At 72.5% G+C, this 20,642-nt stretch carries 15 protein-coding genes; 8 read left to right on the forward strand and 7 right to left on the reverse strand.

Features of this window, described 5'->3' with window-relative positions:
• Positions 1-130 precede the first annotated feature (130 nt).
• The 5 genes from IG54_RS0109100 to IG54_RS0109125 form a co-directional block, all read right to left on the reverse strand.
• Entirely contained in the window at positions 131-1,258 is a 1,128-nt protein-coding gene (locus IG54_RS0109100) for a methyltransferase (RefSeq protein WP_030779690.1), read from the reverse strand.
• Between the two features lie 86 nt (positions 1,259-1,344).
• Positions 1,345-2,886, reverse strand: a complete 1,542-nt coding sequence (locus IG54_RS0109105; RefSeq protein WP_051819381.1) for an ATP-binding cassette domain-containing protein — start codon at positions 2,884-2,886, stop codon at positions 1,345-1,347.
• A gap of 118 nt (positions 2,887-3,004) precedes the next feature.
• The gene (locus IG54_RS0109115; RefSeq protein ID WP_030779694.1) at positions 3,005-3,856 is read right to left on the reverse strand and encodes an ABC transporter permease; all 852 of its coding nucleotides are present in this window, start codon (positions 3,854-3,856) and stop codon (positions 3,005-3,007) included.
• The gene (locus tag IG54_RS0109120; protein ID WP_030779697.1) at positions 3,853-4,863 is read right to left on the reverse strand and encodes an ABC transporter permease; all 1,011 of its coding nucleotides are present in this window, start codon (positions 4,861-4,863) and stop codon (positions 3,853-3,855) included. The genes IG54_RS0109115 and IG54_RS0109120 overlap by 4 nt, the downstream gene beginning before the upstream one ends.
• The gene (locus IG54_RS0109125) at positions 4,848-6,395 is read right to left on the reverse strand and encodes an ABC transporter substrate-binding protein (protein WP_030779699.1); all 1,548 of its coding nucleotides are present in this window, start codon (positions 6,393-6,395) and stop codon (positions 4,848-4,850) included. Before IG54_RS0109125 ends, IG54_RS0109120 begins: the two co-directional genes overlap by 16 nt.
• 320 nt (positions 6,396-6,715) lie before the next feature.
• On the opposite strand from IG54_RS0109125, the gene IG54_RS0109130 reads away from it, so the two are divergent.
• From IG54_RS0109130 to IG54_RS0109150, 5 genes are read left to right on the forward strand one after another with little or no spacing between them, the layout of a single operon-like run.
• Entirely contained in the window at positions 6,716-7,714 is a 999-nt protein-coding gene (locus IG54_RS0109130) for a TauD/TfdA family dioxygenase (RefSeq protein WP_030779702.1), read from the forward strand.
• Between the two features lie 33 nt (positions 7,715-7,747).
• The gene (locus IG54_RS0109135; protein ID WP_078593877.1) at positions 7,748-8,803 is read left to right on the forward strand and encodes an ornithine cyclodeaminase; all 1,056 of its coding nucleotides are present in this window, start codon (positions 7,748-7,750) and stop codon (positions 8,801-8,803) included.
• Entirely contained in the window at positions 8,794-10,206 is a 1,413-nt protein-coding gene (locus IG54_RS0109140) for an amino acid decarboxylase (RefSeq protein ID WP_030779719.1), read from the forward strand. Before IG54_RS0109135 ends, IG54_RS0109140 begins: the two co-directional genes overlap by 10 nt.
• Positions 10,207-10,243: 37 nt before the next feature.
• Positions 10,244-11,275, forward strand: a complete 1,032-nt coding sequence (locus IG54_RS0109145) for a cysteine synthase family protein (protein ID WP_030779722.1) — start codon at positions 10,244-10,246, stop codon at positions 11,273-11,275.
• 5 nt (positions 11,276-11,280) lie between these two features.
• A complete protein-coding gene (locus IG54_RS0109150) occupies positions 11,281-12,738 on the forward strand; it encodes an MATE family efflux transporter (RefSeq protein WP_051819400.1) in 1,458 nt (485 codons plus the stop codon).
• A gap of 35 nt (positions 12,739-12,773) precedes the next feature.
• Here IG54_RS0109150 and IG54_RS0109155 read toward each other — a convergent pair whose 3' ends face one another.
• Positions 12,774-15,653, reverse strand: a complete 2,880-nt coding sequence (locus IG54_RS0109155; RefSeq protein ID WP_158708846.1) for an ATP-binding protein — start codon at positions 15,651-15,653, stop codon at positions 12,774-12,776.
• Between the two features lie 293 nt (positions 15,654-15,946).
• Between IG54_RS0109155 and IG54_RS39180 the strand changes: the two genes are divergently transcribed.
• Genes IG54_RS39180 through IG54_RS0109170 form a run of 3 tightly spaced genes read left to right on the forward strand, consistent with a single transcriptional unit; the run spans position 15,947 to position 18,932 of the window.
• Entirely contained in the window at positions 15,947-16,450 is a 504-nt protein-coding gene (locus IG54_RS39180; protein WP_051819382.1) for an ATP-binding protein, read from the forward strand.
• Positions 16,447-17,013 (forward strand): winged helix-turn-helix domain-containing protein, encoded by a 567-nt coding sequence (locus tag IG54_RS0109165; protein WP_078593878.1) that lies wholly within the window; start codon positions 16,447-16,449, stop codon positions 17,011-17,013. The genes IG54_RS39180 and IG54_RS0109165 overlap by 4 nt, the downstream gene beginning before the upstream one ends.
• Positions 17,010-18,932, forward strand: coding sequence for an AMP-dependent synthetase/ligase (locus IG54_RS0109170; RefSeq protein ID WP_051819384.1), 1,923 nt, complete (start codon positions 17,010-17,012; stop codon positions 18,930-18,932). Before IG54_RS0109165 ends, IG54_RS0109170 begins: the two co-directional genes overlap by 4 nt.
• A 10-nt stretch (positions 18,933-18,942) precedes the next feature.
• On the opposite strand, the gene IG54_RS0109175 is transcribed toward IG54_RS0109170, so the two are convergent.
• Positions 18,943-20,604 carry an ABC transporter family substrate-binding protein gene (locus IG54_RS0109175; protein ID WP_051819385.1) on the reverse strand — a complete coding sequence of 554 codons (1,662 nt, stop codon included), beginning with the start codon at positions 20,602-20,604 and terminating at the stop codon, positions 18,943-18,945.
• Positions 20,605-20,642: the final 38 nt, after the last annotated feature.

Here is a 20,642-nt window from a genome sequence, read left to right on the forward strand (position 1 = left end):
TTTGAAGCAACTGCTTCATAACTGACGAGTGAGGACGCTAACACATTCTGAAGCAGTTGCTCCATAACGGTGGGGCCCAGCAGGAGAGTCGGCCGGGGAGCCAGTCAGGGAATGAGCGAGGGCCGCGGGGTCAGCGGGGCGCCAGCCTCCACAGCGACGTGACCTCGGCCGCGCGGGCCGCGTGCAGCGGGTCGGTGGTGTCCGCGGCGCGCGGGTGGCGGGGGACGGTGTCGAGCCGGTCGGCGACCCGCAGGCCCGCCGCGTCGAAGAGCGCCAACAGGTCGGCGCGCGAGCGCAGTTGGAGGTGCTCCGCCAGGTCCGAGAGGACGAGCCAGCCTTCGCCGCCCGGCTCCAGGTGTTCCGCGAGCCCGGCCAGGAAGCCGCGCAGCATCGCGCTGCCCTGGTCGTACACGCCCTGCTCGACGGCGGAGGCCGGGCGGGCGGGCAGCCACGGCGGGTTGCACACCACGAGCGCGGCGCGGCCCGCCGGGAAGAGCCCGGTGTCGACCACGTCCACCCGCTCGTCGAGGCCGAGGCGCCGGACGTTGTCGCGTGCGCAGGCGAGGGCACGCGGGTTGATGTCGGTGGCCACGACCCGGTCGAACCCGCGCCGGGCGAGCACCGCGGCGAGGACGCCCGTTCCGGTGCCGATGTCGAACGCCGTGCGCGGCGCGGCGGGCGGCAGCGGGGCGTGCGCCACCAGGTCGACGTACTCTCCTCTGACCGGCGAGAACACGCCGTAGTGGGGGTGGATGCGGTCGCCGCCGAGGGCGGGCACCTCCACGCCCTTCGTCCGCCATTCGTGGGCGCCGATGACGCCGAGGAGTTCCCGCAGGGAGACCACCATCGGGCCGTCGGGCGGCCCGTACGCCTCCCGGCAGGCGGCCCGGACGTCGGGCGCCCTGCGCAGCGTCAGGGCGTACTCCTCGTCGAGGTGCACGAGCAGCATGCCGAGCACTCGGGCGCGGTGGCCGCGGGCCCGCCGGTGCAGGTGGAAGCCGTCGGCGGGGGTGGCGCCCGGCGGCGCGGGCTTCCTGTCGACGCGGCGTGCCAGGGCGGCGAGCAGTTGCCGGGCGCCGTGGAAGTCGCCGCGCCAGAGCAGCGCGGTGCCCTCGCAGGCGAGGCGGTGGGCGGCGTCGGCCTTCGTCCGGTCGTCGGCGACGACGACCCGGCGGGGCGCGGCCGCGTCGCTTTCGGAGTGCCAACGGGCGTACTGGGTGGGGGTGTTGTCGTTCTCGGTCCACTCGATGCGGGGCATCGGGGTCTCCTCGTGGTCGCGGGCGCCGGGACACGAAGCGCGCTTCGACGAGGAGCACCATGCCCATGCTCAGGACCGGAAACCTGTCACACCGGCCTCTCCCCTGGCAAACGTACGTCCGCGGCCCCCGCCACGCCCGCGAGGATCCGCTCGGTCGCGCCGGACTCCACGGCCCGCCCGTCGGAGAGGACCAGCAGCGCGTCCGTGCGGCTCGCCACCAGCCGCAGGTCGTGGCTGATGAGGACGAGGGCGAGGGCGCGGCTCTCCCGCAGCTCTTCGAGGAGGTCCATCACCGCCCCCGCGGTCCTGTCGTCCAGGGCCGAGGTGACCTCGTCGCAGACCAGGACGTCGGGGTCGGCCGCGAGCGCCCTGGCTATGGAGGCGCGCTGCCGCTGCCCACCGGAGAGTTCGTGGGGGTAGCGGTCGGCGAAGTTCGCGGGCAGGCCCACGCTCTCCAGAAGCTCCAGGACGCGCCCGGGGACCTCGGCGCGCGGGGCGCGGCCGTGCAGCCGCAGCGGCCGGCCGAGGGTCTCGCCCACCGTCCGGCTGGGGTTGAGGGTGCCGAGCGGGTCCTGCGGCACGAGCTGGAGCGCGCGGCGCTGGGCGCGGGTGCGGCCGTGCGCGGCGGGGTGCAGGCGTACGCCGTCGAGCGTGACGGTTCCGTCGGCGGGCCGGTGCAGCCCGACGACGGCGCGTACGAGCGTGGTCTTGCCGGATCCGGAGGCGCCGACGATGCCCGTGCTGGATCCGGCGGTGACGGTGAGGCCGACGTCGTGCAGGACGGGGACGGCGCGGCCGCGGTGGGTGAAGGACGCGCACAGTCCGGCGACGGCGAGCTTCGGGGTGCCGTCCGCGGGGGGTCGGGCCTCGGCCGTACGGGGGCGGGGCGCGGGCAGGGGCAGGGGCAGGGGCGGCGCGCCGGCGGCGGACAGGTCGACGACGTCGTCCGCCAGGCGGGTGACGAGGTCGGTGTCGTGGCAGGAGAGGGCGACCGCGAGGCGGTGGTGGGCCGCCAGGTGCCGCAGCAGTTCGGCGATCTCGTCCCGCACCTCCGGGTCGAGGCCCGCGGTGGGCTCGTCGAGGAGGAGGACGGCGGGGCGGCGGGCGAGGGCCCTGGCGAGGGCGACGCGGCGCTGCTGGCCGCCGGACAGCTCGCCCGTGCGCCGGTTCTCCAGCCCCTGGCCGAGAGGGAGCCGTACCTCCTCCAGCTGGGCGCGCAAGGCCTCGGCGCCGCGGTCGACGGCGACCTCCGCGATGAGGCGGCGCACCTTCATGCGGGGGTTGAGCCCGGAGCCGGGGTCCTGGCCGAGGTAGGCGAGGCGGTGGCGGCGCAGGGCGCGCAGGTCGGCGGCGCCGAGGGCCAGGGGGTCCTGGCCGAGCACCTCGACCGTGCCCGCGGTGCGCCGGGCGCCGGGCGGCAGGACCCCGGCGACGGCCCGCAGGAGGGTGGTCTTGCCGGACCCCGAGGGCCCGACGAGCGCGGTGACGCGGCCGGGCCGCACCTCCATGCCGCCGCCCTCCAGGAGGAGCCGTCCGTCGGCGGCGGCCACGCTCAGTCCGTCGACGCGCACCGCCGCCCCGGAGGAGGGGATCTGCCCCTTCGGATACCAGTCGGGCATGTGGTTCACGAGGCGACCCCCTGGGTCATCGCGGGCTCTTGCATCGCGGAGACGGGCTCTTGCTTCGCGGAGGCGGGCTCCCGCTCCGGGAAGACGGGCTCTTGCTTCGCCCAGGAGGGCTCCCGCTTCACAGCGCGGTCACCTCTCTCCTTCCGGAGCGCGGCACCAGCGCCGACGCCGCGAGGTTGACGCTCATGGCGAGGAGGCCGATGGCGAGGGAGGGGGCGAGGACCGCCCAGGGGTTCAGGACGATTCCGCCGGAGTTCTCGCGGATCATCAGTGCCCAGTCCGCGGCGGGTGGTTGCGGGCCCACCTGGAGGAAACCGGCCGTCGCCACGATGTAGACGGCGGCGACGAAGCGCAGGCCGAAGAGGGCGAGCAGCGTGGCCCGCAGATTGGGCAGGACCTCGCGTACGACGAGGTGCCACAGGCGTTCCCCGCCGACCGCCGCGGCCTCGATGTACCCGGAGGCGGCGACCGGCGCGGCGGCGCCCGCGACCAGGCGTACGGCGTAGGGCACGCCCATCACCACGGCGGCCGCGATGACGGCGAACCGTCCGCCGCCCGGCCAGGACAGCGCGATGAGCAGGATGCCGAGGACGGCGGGCAGCAGCATGAGGATGTCCGCGCAGCGTTCGACGACGCGCCCGACGGCGGGGCGCAGCGCGCCGAGGGCGCCGAGGAACGCGGCGGCGCCGGTCACCAGGGCGGCCACCAGCAGGGAGGTGGCGATGAGTTCGCGGCCGCCGGCGAGCAGGCGGCTCAGGACGTCGCGGCCGAGCTGGTCACCGCCGAGCGCCGCCTCCCCGCCCGGTTCGGCGTAGGGGGCGGTGACGGGGGTGTCGATGGCGTGCGGCGCGAGCCAGGGCCCGGCGAAGGCGAGGGCGACGAGCAGCAGGGCGGGCAGGACGCGCAGGACGACGCCGCGGCGCGGGAGGCGGCGTGCGGCCCGCTTCGCCAGGGTGAGGGGCGCGGTCATGTTCGGCCTCCCGAAGCCCAGGAACGTACGAGGTCGGCGAGGAGCAGCACGCCGGTGATGACGGCTCCGGTGACGGCGACGACGCCGGCGACGAGGGGGCCGTCGCGGTCGGTGACGGCGCCCGCGAGGACCGAGCCGATGCCCGGGTAGTTGAAGATGGTCTCCACCACGACGGCACCGCCGAGCAGCATGCCGGTGGAGGTGGCGATGCCCGCGGCGATGGTGGGCAGCGCGCCCGGCAGCAGGTGGTGGGTGAAGACGCGGTGGCGGGGCAGCCCGTCGATGACGGCGCTCTCCACGTGCGGCGCCTTGGCCTCGTCGGCGAGGGCGGCGCGCACGATGCGGACGTTCCAGCCGATCTGCGGGATCGCGAGGGCGAGGACGGGCAGGATCAGCATCCGCCAGGAGGCGGGCGAGCCGTCGGCGTCGGTGAGGGTGACCGCGGGCAGCAGGTCGGTCCAGAGCGCGAACACCAGGACGAGCGCGACGGCGACGACGAACTCCGGCAGCGCGAGGATCCCGGTGGCGGTCGCGGAGACGGCCCGGTCCGTGGCACCGCCCGGCTTGAGCGCGGCCCAGCAGCCGAGCGCGAGCGAGAGGGCGAGGGTCACCAGGAGCGCGAGCCCGCCGAGCAGCAGGGTGTTGGGCAGCGGCTTGGAGAGGATGTCGGCGATGGGCTCGCCGCGCGCGGACGTGCCGAAGTCGCCGGTGGGCAGGCCGGTCATCCACTCCCAGAAGCGGGTGAGGACGGGCCGGTCCAGGCCGAGGAGTTCGCGGCGGCGCGCCAGGTCGGCGGCGCTCTCGCCGCGCTCCGATGTGGCGTTGGCGGCGTCGCCCGGCAGGAGTTCGACGGCGACGAAGACGGTGACGAGCAGGACGGCGAGCAGCAGCGCCCGGCGGGCGAGCAGCCCGGCCAGGCGCAGGGTCCCGGAGAGCGCGGGACCGGCGGGCCGCGGGCGAGGACCCGCGACCCGCTCGCTCACCGTGCCGCTCAGCGGGCCAGCCATGCCCGCTCGAGCTGGACGCGTCCGTAGCCGGGCAGCTTGGGCAGGCCGTGCACGGGGGCCGCGGCGAGGTCGATGCCCTCGGCGACGCCCCACAGCAGGTAACCGGAGTCGTCGTGCTGGATCTGCTGGACCTTCTTGAGGGCCTTGGCGCGCGCGGCCGCGTCCTTGCCGCCGATGGCCTCGCGGTAGGCGGCGTCGAACTCCTTGCTCTTCCAGGCCGCCTCGTTCTGCGCGGACTTGGACTCCATGGTCTTGCTGGCGAAGAAGAGCACCGAGTCGTTGGTGCCCCAGTAGGTCGTGTACAGGTCGGCCTTGAGCCACGTCTTGTCGTAGAAGGTGGCGGACTCCTGCTTGACGACCTGGACCTTCACGCCCGCCTCGCGGACCTGGCTCGCGAAGAGCGTCGCGGACTCGGCGAGGCCCGGGACGTCCTCGGTCGTCATCAGCTTGTACGTCTTGGAGGTGTCGAAGTCCGCTTCCTTCAGGAGGGACTTGGCCTTGGCGAGGTCGCGTGCGCGCTGCGGGATGCCCGACTCGTAGGCGGGGTCGCCGGTGCCCATGATGTCGTTGCCGACGGTGCCGTAGCCGGACAGGACCTGCTTGACCATGGCCTTGCGGTCGACGGCGAGGCGCAGCGCCTCACGGACCTTGGGGTCGGCGAAGGGGCCGTCGCCCGCGCGCATGATGATCGGCATCGCCATGTCGTCGGGGCGGCGCACGACCTGGATGTCGCTGCGCTTCTCGGCGGTGCGGGCGGCGACCGCGCCGACGTTGGAGGCGAGGTCGATCTGGCCGGCGAGCAGGGCGTTGGACATGGCCTGCGGGGACTCGAAGATCTTGACCTCGATGGCGTCGAGGAGCACTTCGCCGCCGTGCCACTTGTCGTTGCGGACGAGGCGCGCGTTGCCGGAGCGGAACCAGTCGAGCTTGAAGGGGCCGGTGCCGGGCGCCTTGCCGAGGTCCTTCTCCTTGGTGTCCTTCTTCAGTACGAAGGTGGACAGGCGGGTGAGCAGGGGCAGTTCGGCGTTGGCGTAGTCGGAGACGAGGACGACGGTGTCCTTGCCCTCGGCCTTGATGTTCTCGGCCTTGATGCCGGGCAGCCGGGAGGCCCCGGAGGGCGTGCCGCGCAGGCGCTTGAGGGACCAGACGACGTCGTCGGCGGTGACGGGGGTGCCGTCGTGGAACTCGGCGCCCTCGGCGATCTTGAAGCGCCAGGTCTTCAGATCGGCGGACGGCTTCCAACTGGCCGCGAGGCGCGCGGCGGTGTTGTCCTTGGCGCCGGGCGCGGTCAGGGTGTCGTACACGAGGGCGATGATGAGGTAGTCGCTCTCGTTGGCCTGGGTGCCGTGCGGGTCCCGGGTGATCGCCGAGGCCCGGCCGAGGGCTCCGACGCGCAGGGTGCCGCCCTTGCGGGGCTTGCCTCCGCCGCCCGCCTTGGACGAGGTGTCGTCGCCCCCCGAGCACGCGGTGAGCAGTGTCGCCGTGCCCAATGCCCCGCCGGCCCACAGCACTTGGCGCCTGGTGATGTCCACGTACGTCCTCGTTCCAGTTCAGAGCGGCCTGTCGAAGCGCGATCGAAGTACGTGTCGAAGCACGATCGAAGCGCGTATCGAAGCAGAAATACGATCGGAAAATCTTAGGGTTGCCTACCCTAATGGGCCGTGTCTGCGCAACCCCGCGCACGCCGCCAAGTGCGCCCCCTGCCCTCCCACTTGCCGTCCGGTAGGAGATGGTTCAACCATAAATCAGGAAGGTTTGCCTTACCTAAGTTTACTGCTAGCGTTCGACTCGTCACCGGTGATCGCACGCCCGGATTCCTCCACCAACTCGACGGAAACGGACTAATTTCGCGATGAGCACGGCCGCAGCCGCACCTGTCCGCCAGCTCGATCCCCACTCCGTGGGCGAGCTGCGCACCGCAGCCGAGAAGATTCTCGGCGAATTCGGCACTTCCGCGACATCTCCCCGGCTTCTCGCACGAGTTGAGGAGTCGGCGGCGGAGTTCGGCGCCGCCCTGCGCCACCACTGCCGCCCCGTCGACACCGACGACGGCCTCTTCGTCCTGCGCGGCCTGGAGGTCGACGACGCCCAGGTGGGGCCGACCCCGCCCGGCTGGGCCCACGCGGGCGACAGCGGAGCCGTGCACGACATCGTGCTCCTGCTGCTGGCCAGCGTGATGGGCAACCCCATCGCCTGGCAGGGCCAGCAGGACGGCAGGTTCGTGCACAACATCGTGCCCTCGCCCGGTCATGAGTCCGAGCAGACCGGCGCGAGCAGCGCGGTGCTCCTCAGCCCGCACACCGAGGACGCCTTCCACCCCGGCCGCGCGCATCTGCTGATGCTCGGCTGCATGCGCAACCACGACCGCATCGCGACCACCGCGGCCAGCGTCCGCAAGGTCCGGCTCACCGATGAGGACGTGGAGCTGCTCTCCCGGCCCGCCCTGCCGATCCTGCCCGACGACGCCTACGCCGAGGCCCAGGGCTACGCCGACGCCGCTCCCCCGCCCGTGCCCACGCTCTTCGCCGCCGAGGACGGGCTCACCCTGCGCTTCGACCCCGCGTACACGCCCCTCGACCAGGCGGACGAGGAGTACCGGGCCGCGTACCAGCGCCTTGAGGACGAACTCGCCCGTGTCTCCGTCGCGGTCAGCCTCGACCCGGGGGAGGTCCTCGTCGTCGACAACGACCTGGTCGTGCACGGCCGGGTGCCCTTCAAGGCGCGCTACGACGGGACCGACCGCTGGCTCAAGCGGGCCTCCGTGCGGGTGCCCGGGCGGCGCGGACGCCCCTTGGCCGAGGCCGACGAGCACGGTTACGGTCAGGCGGCGCTCGAAGCGCACGCCGCCTGAACGCGCCCCCACGGAACGGAAGGAACGGACATCATGACCGGCAGTACCCCGCCCAGCCCCACCGAGGACCGAATACCCGGCAGCCCCGCCGAGCCCCGGACCTCCGGCGACGACCAGCATCTGCGGATCCTGTCGACCAGCGACCTCGCCGGCATCGACATCTCCCTCTCCGACGTGATCGCGACCGTCGAGGGCGCCTACCGCACGCTGTACGCCGGGGAGTCGGACAACCCGCGCAAGCTCACCGTGAAGCCGAAGGACGGGCACTCCGTCTCGTACGCGATGCTCGGCCGTGACGGCTCCCGCGACGTCGTCGCCATCAAGACCTCGTACAAGCACGGCCTGGACAAGGGGCGCGAGGAGCAACACTACTACACCTCGCTCACGCTCTACGACGACGTGACCGGACTGCCGGTGGCGATGATGGACTGCTCCCGCATCGGCTCGCTGCGCACCCCGGCCGTCTCCGCGCTGCTCGCCCGCGAGCTGGCCGCGCCGGGCGCCCGCAGCGCCCTGGTCGTCGGGACCGGGACGCAGGGGCGACTGGCGCTGCCGTTCCTGCTGACCGCGCTGCCCGGCCTGGAGCGGCTGATGCTGTCCGGCACCCATCCCGAGGGCATCCAGGCGGTACGCGACGAGCTGCACCGGCACTTCCCCGGACACGAGGTGGAACTGGTCGAGGACCTGCGCGCCGCCGCCGGGGACGCCGACGTCATCGTCGCCACCGCGGGCGGACACACCCCCGCGGCGATCGAGGCGGACTGGCTGAAGCCGGGCGCCCTCTCCATCCTGGTCGGCCACGGCCTCGCCCCCTCGACCCTGCACCGGGCCGACCGCGTCGTCGCCACGAGCGAGGCGCAGATGAACGTCACCGGGACGGACATGGCCGACGCCGAGGGCAAACTGCCCGCGGTGGACACGGAGTTCCCCCCGGTGCTCGCGGGCGCCGCGGCCGGTCGCACCGGCGCCGAGGAGCGGATCTTCGCGTACAACAGCGGTCTGGTCGTCACGGACATCGCCCTGGGGCACCGCTTCGCACAGCTCGCGCTGGAGCAGGGCCTCGGGACCGAGGTGGCGGTGTGGCGGTGAGCCGGGCGGAGGTCTCCGCGGGGCTGCCCGCACTGCCGGACCCCGCCACCGACTCCGTGCTGGCCTCCGGGCTCGTCGAGGAGCTTTCCTACGCCTTCGGCGGACCCTTCCACTTCCTGCTGCCGGACGCGTTCGACGCCAACCTGCGTGCGATGCGCGGGGCGTTGGAGGACGCGGGAGTCGCCGGGTTCGTGTACTACGCGAAGAAGGCCAACAAGGCCGCCGTGTGGATCGAGCGGTGCGCGGCCCAGGGCGCGGGCGTCGACGTCGCCTCCCTCGGGGAACTGCGGGAGGCGCTCGGTCACGGCGTACCCGGCGAGCACCTCGTGGTCACCGGACCCGCCAAGGCGCACGACCTGCTGCGGCTCGCCGTGCGCCAGGGCGCGCTCATCGCCGTGGACGCGCTGGACGAACTCGACGCGCTCCTCTCCCTCGTGGCCGACGAGGGCGCCGGCCCTGCGACGCGGCCCGCCCGCGTCCTGCTGCGCGCCCTGCCCCCCGGCCAGTCGCACAGCCGCTTCGGCCTGACCGAGGCCGAGCTGGCCACGGCCATGGACCGTTGCGCGCACGCGGGCGAGACCGTCCTGCGCATGGAGGGCTTCAGCTTCCACCTCTCCGGATACGACGTGGCGGCGCGCGCGGAGTTTGCGGCCTCGCTCGCCGAACTGTGCGTCAAGGCACGGGCCTTGGGACTGCACGCCGACCGCGTCAGCATCGGCGGAGGGCTGCCGATCAGTTACGTCGGCGCCGACGACTGGCGGGCCTTCCTCGCCGCGCGGCACGACGGGCACTTCCACGCGCGCAAGTCGTTCGAGGACGGCGACTTCTATCCGTACCACTCGCCCGTCGCGGGCGCGGACGCGCTCCGGGCGCTGCTGGCGCATCGCACCGGGGGGCGCGCGCTGGCCTCCGTGCTCCAAGACGCGGGCGTACGCCTGCTGCTCGAACCGGGCCGGGCGCTGCTCGACCGCGCGGGCGGGACGGTGTTCCGCGTGCAGGGCGTCAAGGAGCGGGCGGGCTACCGGCTGCTGACCGTCGACGGGAGCAGCCTGAGCCTGTCGGAGCAGTGGTTCGCCAGCGAGTACCTGCCCGACCCGGTGCTGGTTCCCCGCGGGGGCGCCGAGGAGACGGGCGGCACCGCGGACCCGGCCGCCACCGAAGGGACGTATCCCTCCAGCGTCGGCGCCGCGACCTGCCTGGAGTCGGACATGGTCACCTGGCGGAAGGTTCCCTTCCGGCGGCGGCCGCGCGTCGGCGACCTACTGGTCTACCCCAACACGGCCGGCTACCAGATGGACTCCAACGAATCCCCCTTCCACGACCTGCCGCTGCCACCCAAGGTCGTCGTCGACCGCACCGAACTGCCGCGCCCGCGCTGGCGGTTGGACCGCCACTTCACCTGACGTCCCCGCCCTTCCCCTTCCGTACAGGAGCACATCGATGCCCGGAGCCCTTCAGCGTCCCGCCGTGGTCTCCCACGTGTCCGACCTCATCGGCCGCACCCCCCTTCTGGAGCTGGCCACCACCGAGACCGGCAGCCGTCTGCTGCTGAAGCTGGAGATGTTCAACCCCACCGGCACCGCGAAGATCCGCATGGCCCGGCAGATGGTCCTCGACGCCGAGGAACGCGGCGAGCTGCGCCCGGGCGGCCGGATCATCGAGTCCACGTCCGGCAACACCGGCCTCGGTCTCGCGGTCGTGGCCGCCGAGCGCGGCTACACCTTCACCGCCGTCGTGGACCACCACGCCTGCACGGACAAGCTGCGCGCGATGAAGGCCCTCGGCACGGAGCTGGTCTACGTCGACGAGGGCGGGGAGAGCGAGGAGCTGGCCACCGCCGCCCGCGAGGAACTCGCCGAGGAGATGGCGCGCGGCAAGGACAACACGATCTTCACGGAGCAGCACAACAACCCGAGCAACGGCGTCGGCTACTTCCCCGTCGCCCACGAGCTGCACGAGGCCCTCGACGGCCGCATCGACGTACTCATCGGGGCGGTCGGCACGGGCGGCGCCCTGTGCGGCACCACCCGGGAACTGCGCAAGCTCGTACCGGACTTCGCGACGGTCGGGGTCGAGCCCAAGGGGTCGATCGCGTTCGGCGGGCCCGCGCACGACTACTACCAGTCCGGCACGGGTACGCCGGAGGGCGCCGAGATCGGGGCGCTCGTCGACTTCGACCTGATCGACGAGGGCGTCAAGGTCGGGGACGTCGAGGCGTTCGCGACCTGCCGCGCCGTGGCCCGCACCGGGCTGCTCATCGGCGGCTCGGCGGGCGGTGTGGTGTACGAGGCACTGACCCGCCTGGGCACGCTCCCCCCGGGCAGCACTATGGTCGCCCTCATCAACGACGGCGGCGAGAAGTACCTGGACACCGTCTTCGACGACGCCTGGATGAACGCCCGCAACCTCCTCGATCCCGACGCGGAACGCGAGATCGACGAGATCCTCACCAAGCTCCGCAGGAACCGATGACCCCGATGCCCCCCAAGCCCGACTCGCCCGCCGCTCCCGAGGCCCCCCACCGGGACGCGCCGCCCTCGGCGCTCGCCACCCTGCTCGGCGACAGCCGCGCGCTGGCCACGCTCGCCGTTCCGCTCATCCTCACCCAGCTCGCCCAGGTCGCCCTGACCACCACGGACACGGTGATGATGGGCCTGCTCGGCACCCAGGAGCTGGCCGCGGGCGGCCTCGCCATCGTCATCTTCAACCAGCTCCGCACGATGGGGGTCGGCCTGGTCACCTCGGTCGGCAACCAGATAGCCGCGGCCGCCGCACGCGCCGAGAAGGCCGAGGAGACCGGGGGGGAGGGCGCGGGGGGTGATCACGAGGAGGTCCGCGGGATCGTCCGCGCGAGCATGGCCGTCGCCACGCTCGCCGGGATCGTCGGCGCCGTCCTCATGGTCCTCATCGGCCAGTGCCTGACCTGGCTCGGCCAGGACGCCGCCGTCGTCGACCGCACGCAGACGATGCTGATCGCGCTGGCGCCCGGCCTGCTGCCGTGTCTGTGGTTCCAGGCGATCCGCCAGTTCACCGTCGGCATGCGCCGCCCACAGGCCCTGCTGCGCATCACGATCGCCTCGATCGCGGTCAACGCCGGTCTCAACTGGGTGCTCATCCACGGCACGTGGGGCCTGCCGAAGCTCGGCCTGACCGGCATCGGCGTGGCCACGTCCACGGTCTATCTCCTGTCGTTCCTCGCGCTGTACGCCTCCGCCAAGCGCGACGCCGCCCTGGCGCCGCTGCTCACGCTGAACGCCGCCAAGGCCGATCCCGCCGCCGTGAAGCGGCTGATCGGACTCGGGGTGCCGATCGCCGCGACGTACGGCTCGGAGGCGGGGTTCTTCTCCGTGACGGCGCTGATGGCGGGCGCGTTCGGGCCGGCGGCGCTCGCCGCGCACACGGCCGTGAACCAGCTCGTGTACATCGTCTTCCAGGTCGCCGTCGGCCTCTCGCACGCCGCGTCCATCAACGTCAGCAGGGAGCTGGCGCTCGGCCGCGTCGACGACGCGCGGCGCATCAAGAACACCGCGCTGGCGTGCGCGGCGGCCGTCATGGCGGTCGTGGGCATCGCCTACCTCACCGTGCCGCGCCTGGTCCTGGCCCCCTTCATGGACTCCGGCTCCGACCGCGCGCTGACGATCGCCACGCACCTGTTGATCGTCACGGCGTTCCTCCAGTTCTTCGACTGCGCGCAGAACATCGGCGTGGGCCTGCTGCGCGGGCTCGACGACACCAAGAGCGGCTTCCGCATCACGGTCATCGGCTACTGGGCCGTCGGCCTGCCCGCGGCCTGGCTCCTCTCCCACCCGCTGGGGCTGGAGACGGTCGGTATCTGGCTCGGCCTCCTCACGGGCCTCGCCACGACGGCGGTCCTGCTGCTGCGGCGGTACGGTTCCTCGCTCGCGGCGAGAGAGGTAGCGGCGCCCGCGGCCTGACGTACCGCGGGCCACCCCCGCGAAGAGCGGGAGGGCTACGGTCCGCGCCGCAGCGCCGCGGACACCTCGGCGCGATGGTCGACCCGGAGCTTCTTCAGCGTCCGGGCGACGTGGTGCTCGACCGTGCGCACCGAGAGGTAGAGCGCCTGGGCGATGTCACGGTTGCTCGCGCCCTCGGCGAGCAGCCGGGCCACTTCGGCCTCCCGCGGCGAGAGATCCTCGCCGTAGCCGCGCCGTCCGGGGGTGGCGGGGCGTTTCGCGCCCGTCTCCCGCAGGGCGTGCCGGCATCGGGCGAGGTCGGCGGTGGCCCCGAGCCTGCTGTAGGTGTCGAGCGCCTCGCCGAGGCAGGAGGGGTCCGCGGCTGCCCGCGGGCCGTCGTGGCAGTGGGCGAGCAGCTCGACGGCGCGGGCGGCGGGGTAGGGCCGGCCGATGGCACGCCACTTGTCGCGGGCCCGCCGGAACCACCGAGCCGCGCCGTCGGGGTCGGTGTCCTGTTCCAGCAGCCCGCGAGCCACGTACAGTTCGGCGTCCGCCGCCGGCGCGATGTAGTTCTCCTGTGCTGCCAGCGCTTGCTCCACCAGCTGTTGCGCCGCCGCGCGGTGACCGATTCCCAAGGCCGCTCGGACCGCCGCCTGCACCACCCCCAGGAGCTTGAACCAACTGGAGGTGGACTGGAGCAGCCGGATCGCGGGACCGAGCGCTTCCCACGCCCTGTCCGGCTCGTCGCGGGCGAGATGGACCTCGGCGGTGGCCGCTGCCGCGTGCAGGGCGCACAGCGTGCCGCAGATGCGCTCCCCCGCGCCGCGAGCGAACTCCAAGTGCTCCATCGCCTTGGACCACTGCCCTCTGCTCGCTGCCAGGCTCCCGCCGAGAAGGGCTCGTTCGCGCTGTGCGATCGCCATGTCGGGGCACGACGTGTTCAGTTCTTCGAGGCGCTCCTCAAGGCCGTCCCACGCGCCGGAGAGCCAGTCGTAGCGCAGGAGCTGGGTCCGGGCGAAGCACTCCAGGGACGGGTTGACACCATCGGTGGTCAGCCGGACGGCCTCGTGCAGCAGCGCGGCGGCGCGCGCGTCCTCCCCCCGGTTCAGCGCGTTCGTTCCGACGTTGTACAGGGCGATGAGCCGCTGCCTTCGCACCTCGGGGTGCGGCGAGGTCCGCGGGAGGGCGTCGATGCGTTCCCAGAGTGCGGGGTCACCGCCCCTGGCCATCAGGAACAGCTTGGCGCCCTCCAGTTCGGCCAGCCGCCCCTCGTCCCGGCAGCCCCGCAGGGCCGTCTCGGCCCGGTCCACCCACAGGGCGATCTCGGCGGGGGTCTGGACGCGCTCGTAGAAGATCGCGTTGAGCATGCCGGACGCGGCGAGAGCGGGCCACGGTTCGAGTTCCTCCATGGCCTTCGTCAGCTCTCGGAACGAGGCCACGTCACCCGCGTGGTTCATGAGGACCGCGGCGAGGGTGAGCCTGACCCGGCCGCGGGTCCGGATGGGGAGCGTGGGGTCGTCCACGAGCCGCCGCATGATGGCCAGGTGGTGCGCGAAGCGGGTGAACTTGTGCGCGATGTCGGCTAGGGCGAGGGCGGCGCGTGAGCGGGCCTGCGGCCGCACTCCCTCCTCTTTCAGGATGCCGTGCAGGAGTTGGGAGGCGACGCCGTCGTCCCCCACGGCGACGGCTTCGCGGGCCGCTTCCTCGGCTTCCCTCAGCCATGCCTCCTTGTCCCCCAGCGCCTTGGTGTGGTGGGCGATCTGGACCAGCGGAGGCCGCTGCTGCCCACGCAGTGCGCCATGTGCCCGCCGGTGCAGGTGCAGCCGCCTCGGGCCGGGGAGGTCTCCGTACACGGCCTGCTGCGCGAGTACGTGGCGGAAGGCGTACTTGGCGGGTTCCGGCTCGTGCAGGAGCGCTCGGTGCAGGGCCTGGGTGAGCGCGGTGGTGGCCTGGTCGGCCTCGAGGCCGGCCACCTCCGCCAGTACGTCCTGGGCGGCGGGCACCGCGAGGACGGCCGCCGCCTCCACGACGCGGGCGGCGGGCTCCGGCAGCACGGCGAGCCGCTCGTGGACGGCTTCCCGCAGGGAGCGCGGCACCGGGGAGCGGCCCAGGGCCTCCGTCTCCTGTTCGAGCCCCTGCGGCCCGTTCTTCTTGCGCCGGTCCAGGAGCGTGAGCAGGTCCTCCTCCACCGCCAGGGCGAGACCGGCGCTGCGCCGGTGCAGGACCTGCCCCAGAGCACGGCCCGCCACGCGCCCCACGACTTCCGACGCCAGGGCCGTGACCTCCTGCTCGCTGAGCGGCTGGAGCCGGATCTCGCCGCCCGACACCCCGATCGGCCTGCGGAACGCGCTGCCCAGGACCGGCTCGGTGGGCGGCAGGTCCTCCGCGCGGTACGTCAGGACGAGGCCGAGGCCGGGCGGGGGCTCCCGGGCGATGAGGAACAGGAGTTCACGGGTGGCCTCGTCCGCCCAGTGCATGTCCTCGATGACCAGCACCACCGGTTCGACGACGCGCAGCACGGCCCGGATGCCGAGGAGGAGCCGGTGCCGCTCGGGCATCGCGCCGGCCACCTGCTGCGAGTCGTCGACGTGCGGTGCCAGGCCGGGGAGGAAGGAGGCCAGCGTCCGGGTCTCGGGGGGCAGGAGGCAGTCCGCGGGGAGCCGCTCCGCCGCCTGGCCGACCGCCTGGAGAACGGGGCCGTACGGGAACGGCTCGCGCAGTGGGCAGCACAGGCCTGTCGCCACCCGCGTACCATCGGCCGTGAGGAGTTGCTCCGCTTCGCGCACCAGCCGTGACTTGCCGGATCCCGACTCGCCCTCGACCATGACCACCGAGGGCAGAGTCCGTAACGCGGTGACAAGGTCTTCGAGTTGCCGCTCGCGGCCGACCAGAGTGAAGCCATTTCGCCGCATCCACGAGATGTCCGTGGAAGTCACCGCTTGCGCCACCGGTTCTCGCCCTCTGCAAGGTGTGACCGAGCCACACCCACCGGAACATCAGCCAGATACGCAGTTTAGGCGTTCTGCCCCTCTTGGCGCGACCCGCTGACAGTCCGCTGACGGGCCCTGAGACGGGTCCGCCGACGGCCCCGCCCGGCCTCGGTACGCATGCTTTCCGCCAGATGATTAGGTAGCGCCCCGCATTGAATCCGTATCCGTGCGCGCGGTCCTCTGGGAGTCGACAGGGGCGAGCCCGTGAGGCTCTGTCCAGCGGACCACAGGAGGCGGAGATGGCTCCCTTGATCGAGACCGCCGGCCCGGTCGCACTGCGGCCCCGGCCAGGTCATGAGACACGGCGGCCGAGGGACTTCCGCGCCCTGCGGCTCAGAGTTCCGGCGTCCGTCCGGGCGGTGCCCGGCGCCCGCCACCGGGTGCGCCGCTCCATGATCGAGTGGGGGTGGGGCGAGCAGGTGGACACCGTGGAACTCCTCTTCTGCGAACTGCTGTCCAACGCCGTCACGCATGCGGCGGTCGGCGCCCGGACCGAGGAGACCGTCGAGGTCAGCATCCGGCAGGGGCCCGCATCGCTCATCATCTCGGTCGACGACCCGGGGTGCGCGGGCCTTCCCGTGGTCGCCGACTCCCCCGCGGAGGAACTGGCGGAGAGCGGCCGGGGGCTGCTCCTCGTGGAGGCGATGGCTTCCGCGTGGGGCTGCGACCGGACCCGGCAAGGCACCAGGACCTGGTTCGCCCTTGAAGAAGACATGTCCCCCAGCGCTCAGGAAGACGCATGATCAGATTTCCCGCTCCACCCCCGTCCACGCCTGTGCCGGGTCGCCGAAGCACTCACCGGGCGACCGGCGGCGTTCCGGCTCTGCGCTGGCCCGAACAGGCCGACGTCGTGGAGGAGTTGCGCCTTCGCAAGGTGCCTCGGCTCCTTCTGGTGCACCCCGGTGAGCAGCCTCCGACGACCCTGGATCCGATGGAGGACTGGGTGCGACTTCCGGTCGACGAACGGGAGTTGCGGGTGCGCTGCGACACATTGCGGGCCAGAGCGGCGCAGCGCAGACCGGCGATCGACGCACAGAACGTGCTGAGTTTCGCCGGGCGGCACCTGCCCCTGGCGGCGAGCGAGGCCGAGATCGCGCGTCTGCTCATCGAGTCCTACGGCTCGGTGGTCAGCCGGCACGTGCTGGCGGCGCGGGTGTGGCCCGAGGACAGGGACGGCCGGCGCAACGCCTTGGACGTCAGGATCCTGCGCACGCGCCGCCGGGTCGCCCCCCTCGGCCTGTTCATCAAAACGGTGCGGCAGCGGGGCTATCTGCTCCACGCCGATGTCGACGAAGGAGCGGTATGAACGTCGGTTTGAGCGTCGGTGGCGACACCCCGGTCGCGAGGGACGGCCGAGCCGCCCCGGACGCCCGCCCCAGCGGCCCTTCCGGGACCGGCGGGACGCTGGCTCACCTCGCACGACGGAACGCGGAACGGTGGCCGACGGCGGCCGCGATCCGCTGGCGCGGCCCCGCCGACGAGCCGTGCCACCTGACGTACGCCGAGGCCTGGGAGGCGAGTGAGGGCACGGCGCGCGGCCTGCTCTCGCTGGGCCTTGCGCCGGGCGACCGGGTGGCGGTGCTCTCTGGACTGCGGCCCGAGTGGACGACGACGCTGCTGGCGGCCGCGGCTTCGGGGCTCGTGGTGGTGTCCCTGCTGCCCTCGACGGTCCCCGAGGAGATCGTCCATGTGCTCGGTGACTGCGACGCCCGGGTGGTGGTGTGCGAGGACGCGGAGCAGTTGGCGAAGGTCGAGGCCGCCCGGCCCCGTCTGCCGCACCTGCGCCACACCGTGCTGATCGATCCCCCGGCTCCCGCGTCACCGCCCGACTCCGCCGACTCGGCAGCGGGTTCCGCCGAGCCCCCCGTACGAACGCTGAGCCTCGACGAACTTCAGGCCCGGGGACGGCGTGACGTGGACGCGGCGGAGCTGAGGCGGCACTCGGACGCGGTAGGGGCGGACGACCTGCTGGCCATCATCTACACCTCGGGCACCACGGGCCCCAAGAAGGGCTGCGCCCTCAGCCACGGCAACTATGTGAGCGTCCTGCGGGCGCACCCGCAGCCACCGCCCCGGCCGGAAGGCGCTCAGGAGCACACCAACGGAACCGTCTTCGTCGTCACCGGGCCGCACACCATCGCGATGCTGATGCAGGTCCTCGCCTGGTGGTCCCGGTACACGCTCGTCTTCCGGCGCGGTGGCCCCGACGACAGCCTGGTGGACGAGATCCGCGCCGCACGGCCGCAGATCCTGCCGCTCGTCCCGCTGGCGCTCGAACAGATCTACAGCTCGGTCCTCGCCTCCTGGCCCGAGGAGGACGTGTCCCTGGTCGTCGAGGCGGCGCGGGCAGGGCTGGACGCGCGGGAACGCGTCAGGCGCGGCGAGGTGCTGCCGCCCCGCCTCCAGGAGTGGTTCGACGCCACGGAGAAGTCCCTGTTCGCCAAGGTCCGCGACCATTTCGGCGGCGCGCTGCGGAGGGTGACGGTGTCGGGCGCGCCGGTGTCCCGGGAGATCCTCGTCTTCTTCCTGGGCTGCGGAGTTCCCCTCGTCGAGTGCTACGGGATGACGGAGACAGCGGCGGCGGCCACCACCAACACCCCGGATGCCTACCGGCTGGGGACCGTGGGCAGGCCCTTGCCGGGGGTCGAGGTCGCCACGGCGCCCGACGGTGAGGTGCTGATCCGGGGTGCCAACGTGTTCCGCGGCTACTGGGGCTACCACGAGGACGAGTTCGGTTCCGTACGCGACGGCTGGCTGCACACCGGAGACCTCGGCAGCATCGACGCCGACGGGTACGTGACGCTCACCGGCCGCAAGAAGGAACTCATTCAGCTCTCCCACGGTGTGGCCGTGTCACCGAACCCCATCGAGAGCGAACTGCGCACCAATCCCCTGATCTCCCACGCGGTCGCCTACGGGGAGGGGAAACCGCACCTCGTGGTCCTGCTGACGCTCAATGAGCCGTACGCCAGGAAATGGGCCGCCGAACGCCGACTGCCCACCGCCATGGCCTCTCTGGTGCGCGACCCGATCCTGCTGCGGGAACTGACGCGGACGGTCCAACGCGCGAACGCCACGCTGCAAGAGTATTACCGCGTGCGGACGTTCATGGTCATGGACCGCGATCTTTCGCTGGGCGAAGGGGAGTTGACCATCTCCATGAAGGTCGCGCGCCATGTGGTGCACGCGCGGTTCCGCGAGGAACTCGACGCCCTGTACCGGTGACCGTGCCCGCTCACCCGGTGAAGCCGATGTCCTGGTAGACGACCGTGGTGAAGCCCTGGGCTCCCAGGTTGGCGAGGCTGCGCTTCGACGCGACGATGCCGGGCTCCTGGTAGAGGGGGATGGCGGCCGCCTGCTGCCAGATCAGCCGATCGGCCCGGTTGATGACGTCGACGGCCTGCCCCCTGTCCGTCTCGGTCACCGCCTTGTCGAGCAGCGCGTCGATCCGGGAGGTCCCGGTCCGCGCGAAGTTCAACTGGATGTCCTTCCCCTTGGGCTTCACATAGAGGCTGCGACTCGCCGACACCGGGAAAGGCCTTTTGGTCCAGCTGAAGACGGCGAGGTCGAAGTCGCCCGGAATGACATGGCGCTCGAAAAGCACGTTCTGCGGCACGAACGTGAGTTTCAGCCGTACGCCCACGTCGCGGAGCATCGCCTGGATGACCCGTCCCTCGTTCTGCGCTTCCGCCTCACCGCTGACGGACACATAGTCCAGTTCGAGCGTCCGTCCGCCCTTCTTGCGGAATGTGCCCTCGCGGCGCCAGCCCGCCGAGGCGAGCGCCGCGCGGGCCGCCGCGGGATCGTACGTACCGACCTGGCCCGCGCTGTCCCGGTAGCCGTCCTGCTGGGGGAGGAAGAAGTGGTTGCCGAGCGGTCGGGCGTTCCAGTCGACTCCCTGGAGCGCGACCCGGGCGATCCTGCGGCGGTCGACGGCCCGTGCCAGCGCCCTCCGGACGCGGACGTCCTTGAGGAGTCGGCTCTGCCCGTTCATGGTCAGCTGGCGGTGGCTCGGCGCCGCGGCCCGCAGGATCTGTGCGCCGGGCGTGTCCTGGGCGGAGCGGTACGCGGCGGCCTTGGCCCCGACATCGAAGAGGTCGATCTCCCCGTTGTCGAAGGCCCCGGGGTGGGCGGCCGGGTCGAGTGCGCGGAACACGATCCTGTCCAGGAGCGGGGTGTCCCCCCACCACTTGTCGTTGCGCACCACGGTCAGTGTCTTGGCGGTCTCGTCCCGGCCGGCGAACCTGAACGGTCCGGCCGTGACCTTCGCCCTGCCCTTGAATCCGGAGTTGAAGCCGGTGGCCGTACCGATGACGGACGCCGGGTACAGCGGCGTGAACAGTGCTCGCCACTCCCCGAAGGGGCGGGCGAAGTCGACGATGACCTCCCGGTCTCCCCCGGGCCCTGCGGACACCTTCGAGATCAGCTCGTAGCCGGTGCGGGAGAGCGGGTGGAAGGCGGGGTTCCGGCCGTTCTGCGCCTTCCAGTTCGCCCGGAAGTCCCGGTAGGTGATCGGCGCCCCGTCGGTCCATCGCGCGTTCTCGTTGACGCGGTAGGTGACGCGCTGCCGCCCGGCCCTCATCCGGGATACGGCGGACACGAGATAGTCGGGGTCGGGGGCGACGCGGCCCCGGGCGTCGCTCTTCATGAGGATGGGCAGCATCGACTCCACGACGCGCCGCGTGTCGACGTGACCGCCGTCGAGATGCCGGACGTTGAGGTTCTCCTGGATGACGGCCACGGGCCAGTCGAGCACGCCTCCCTTCTTCAGGTCGGCGCGGTCCACGGGGTTGATCCGGCTCGCGGGTGGCGCGGCCGACGAGGGCTTGTCGTCGTGGGTCGAACACGCGGTGACGAGTGACGCGCAGAGCGCGGCCGCGGCCACGACCGCGATCACCGGCGTACGTGTCGTGCGTGCTGTACCTGTCGTACGTG

It is taken from the genome of Streptomyces sp. NRRL S-920 (assembly GCF_000717945.1).
GTDB classification, from domain to species: Bacteria; Actinomycetota; Actinomycetes; order Streptomycetales; family Streptomycetaceae; genus Streptomyces; species Streptomyces alboniger.

Coding starts and splice junctions, on each gene's coding strand:
- IG54_RS0109165 (WP_078593878.1), top strand. CDS start 16,447: ATGATCAGATTTCCCGCTCCACCCCCGTCCACGCCTGTGCCGGGTCGC.
- IG54_RS0109135 (WP_078593877.1), top strand. CDS start 7,748: ATGACCGGCAGTACCCCGCCCAGCCCCACCGAGGACCGAATACCCGGC.
- IG54_RS0109115 (WP_030779694.1), bottom strand. CDS start 3,856: ATGACCGCGCCCCTCACCCTGGCGAAGCGGGCCGCACGCCGCCTCCCG.
- IG54_RS0109130 (WP_030779702.1), top strand. CDS start 6,716: ATGAGCACGGCCGCAGCCGCACCTGTCCGCCAGCTCGATCCCCACTCC.
- IG54_RS0109150 (WP_051819400.1), top strand. CDS start 11,281: ATGCCCCCCAAGCCCGACTCGCCCGCCGCTCCCGAGGCCCCCCACCGG.
- IG54_RS0109145 (WP_030779722.1), top strand. CDS start 10,244: ATGCCCGGAGCCCTTCAGCGTCCCGCCGTGGTCTCCCACGTGTCCGAC.
- IG54_RS39180 (WP_051819382.1), top strand. CDS start 15,947: ATGGCTCCCTTGATCGAGACCGCCGGCCCGGTCGCACTGCGGCCCCGG.
- IG54_RS0109120 (WP_030779697.1), bottom strand. CDS start 4,863: ATGGCTGGCCCGCTGAGCGGCACGGTGAGCGAGCGGGTCGCGGGTCCT.
- IG54_RS0109170 (WP_051819384.1), top strand. CDS start 17,010: ATGAACGTCGGTTTGAGCGTCGGTGGCGACACCCCGGTCGCGAGGGAC.
- IG54_RS0109100 (WP_030779690.1), bottom strand. CDS start 1,258: ATGCCCCGCATCGAGTGGACCGAGAACGACAACACCCCCACCCAGTAC.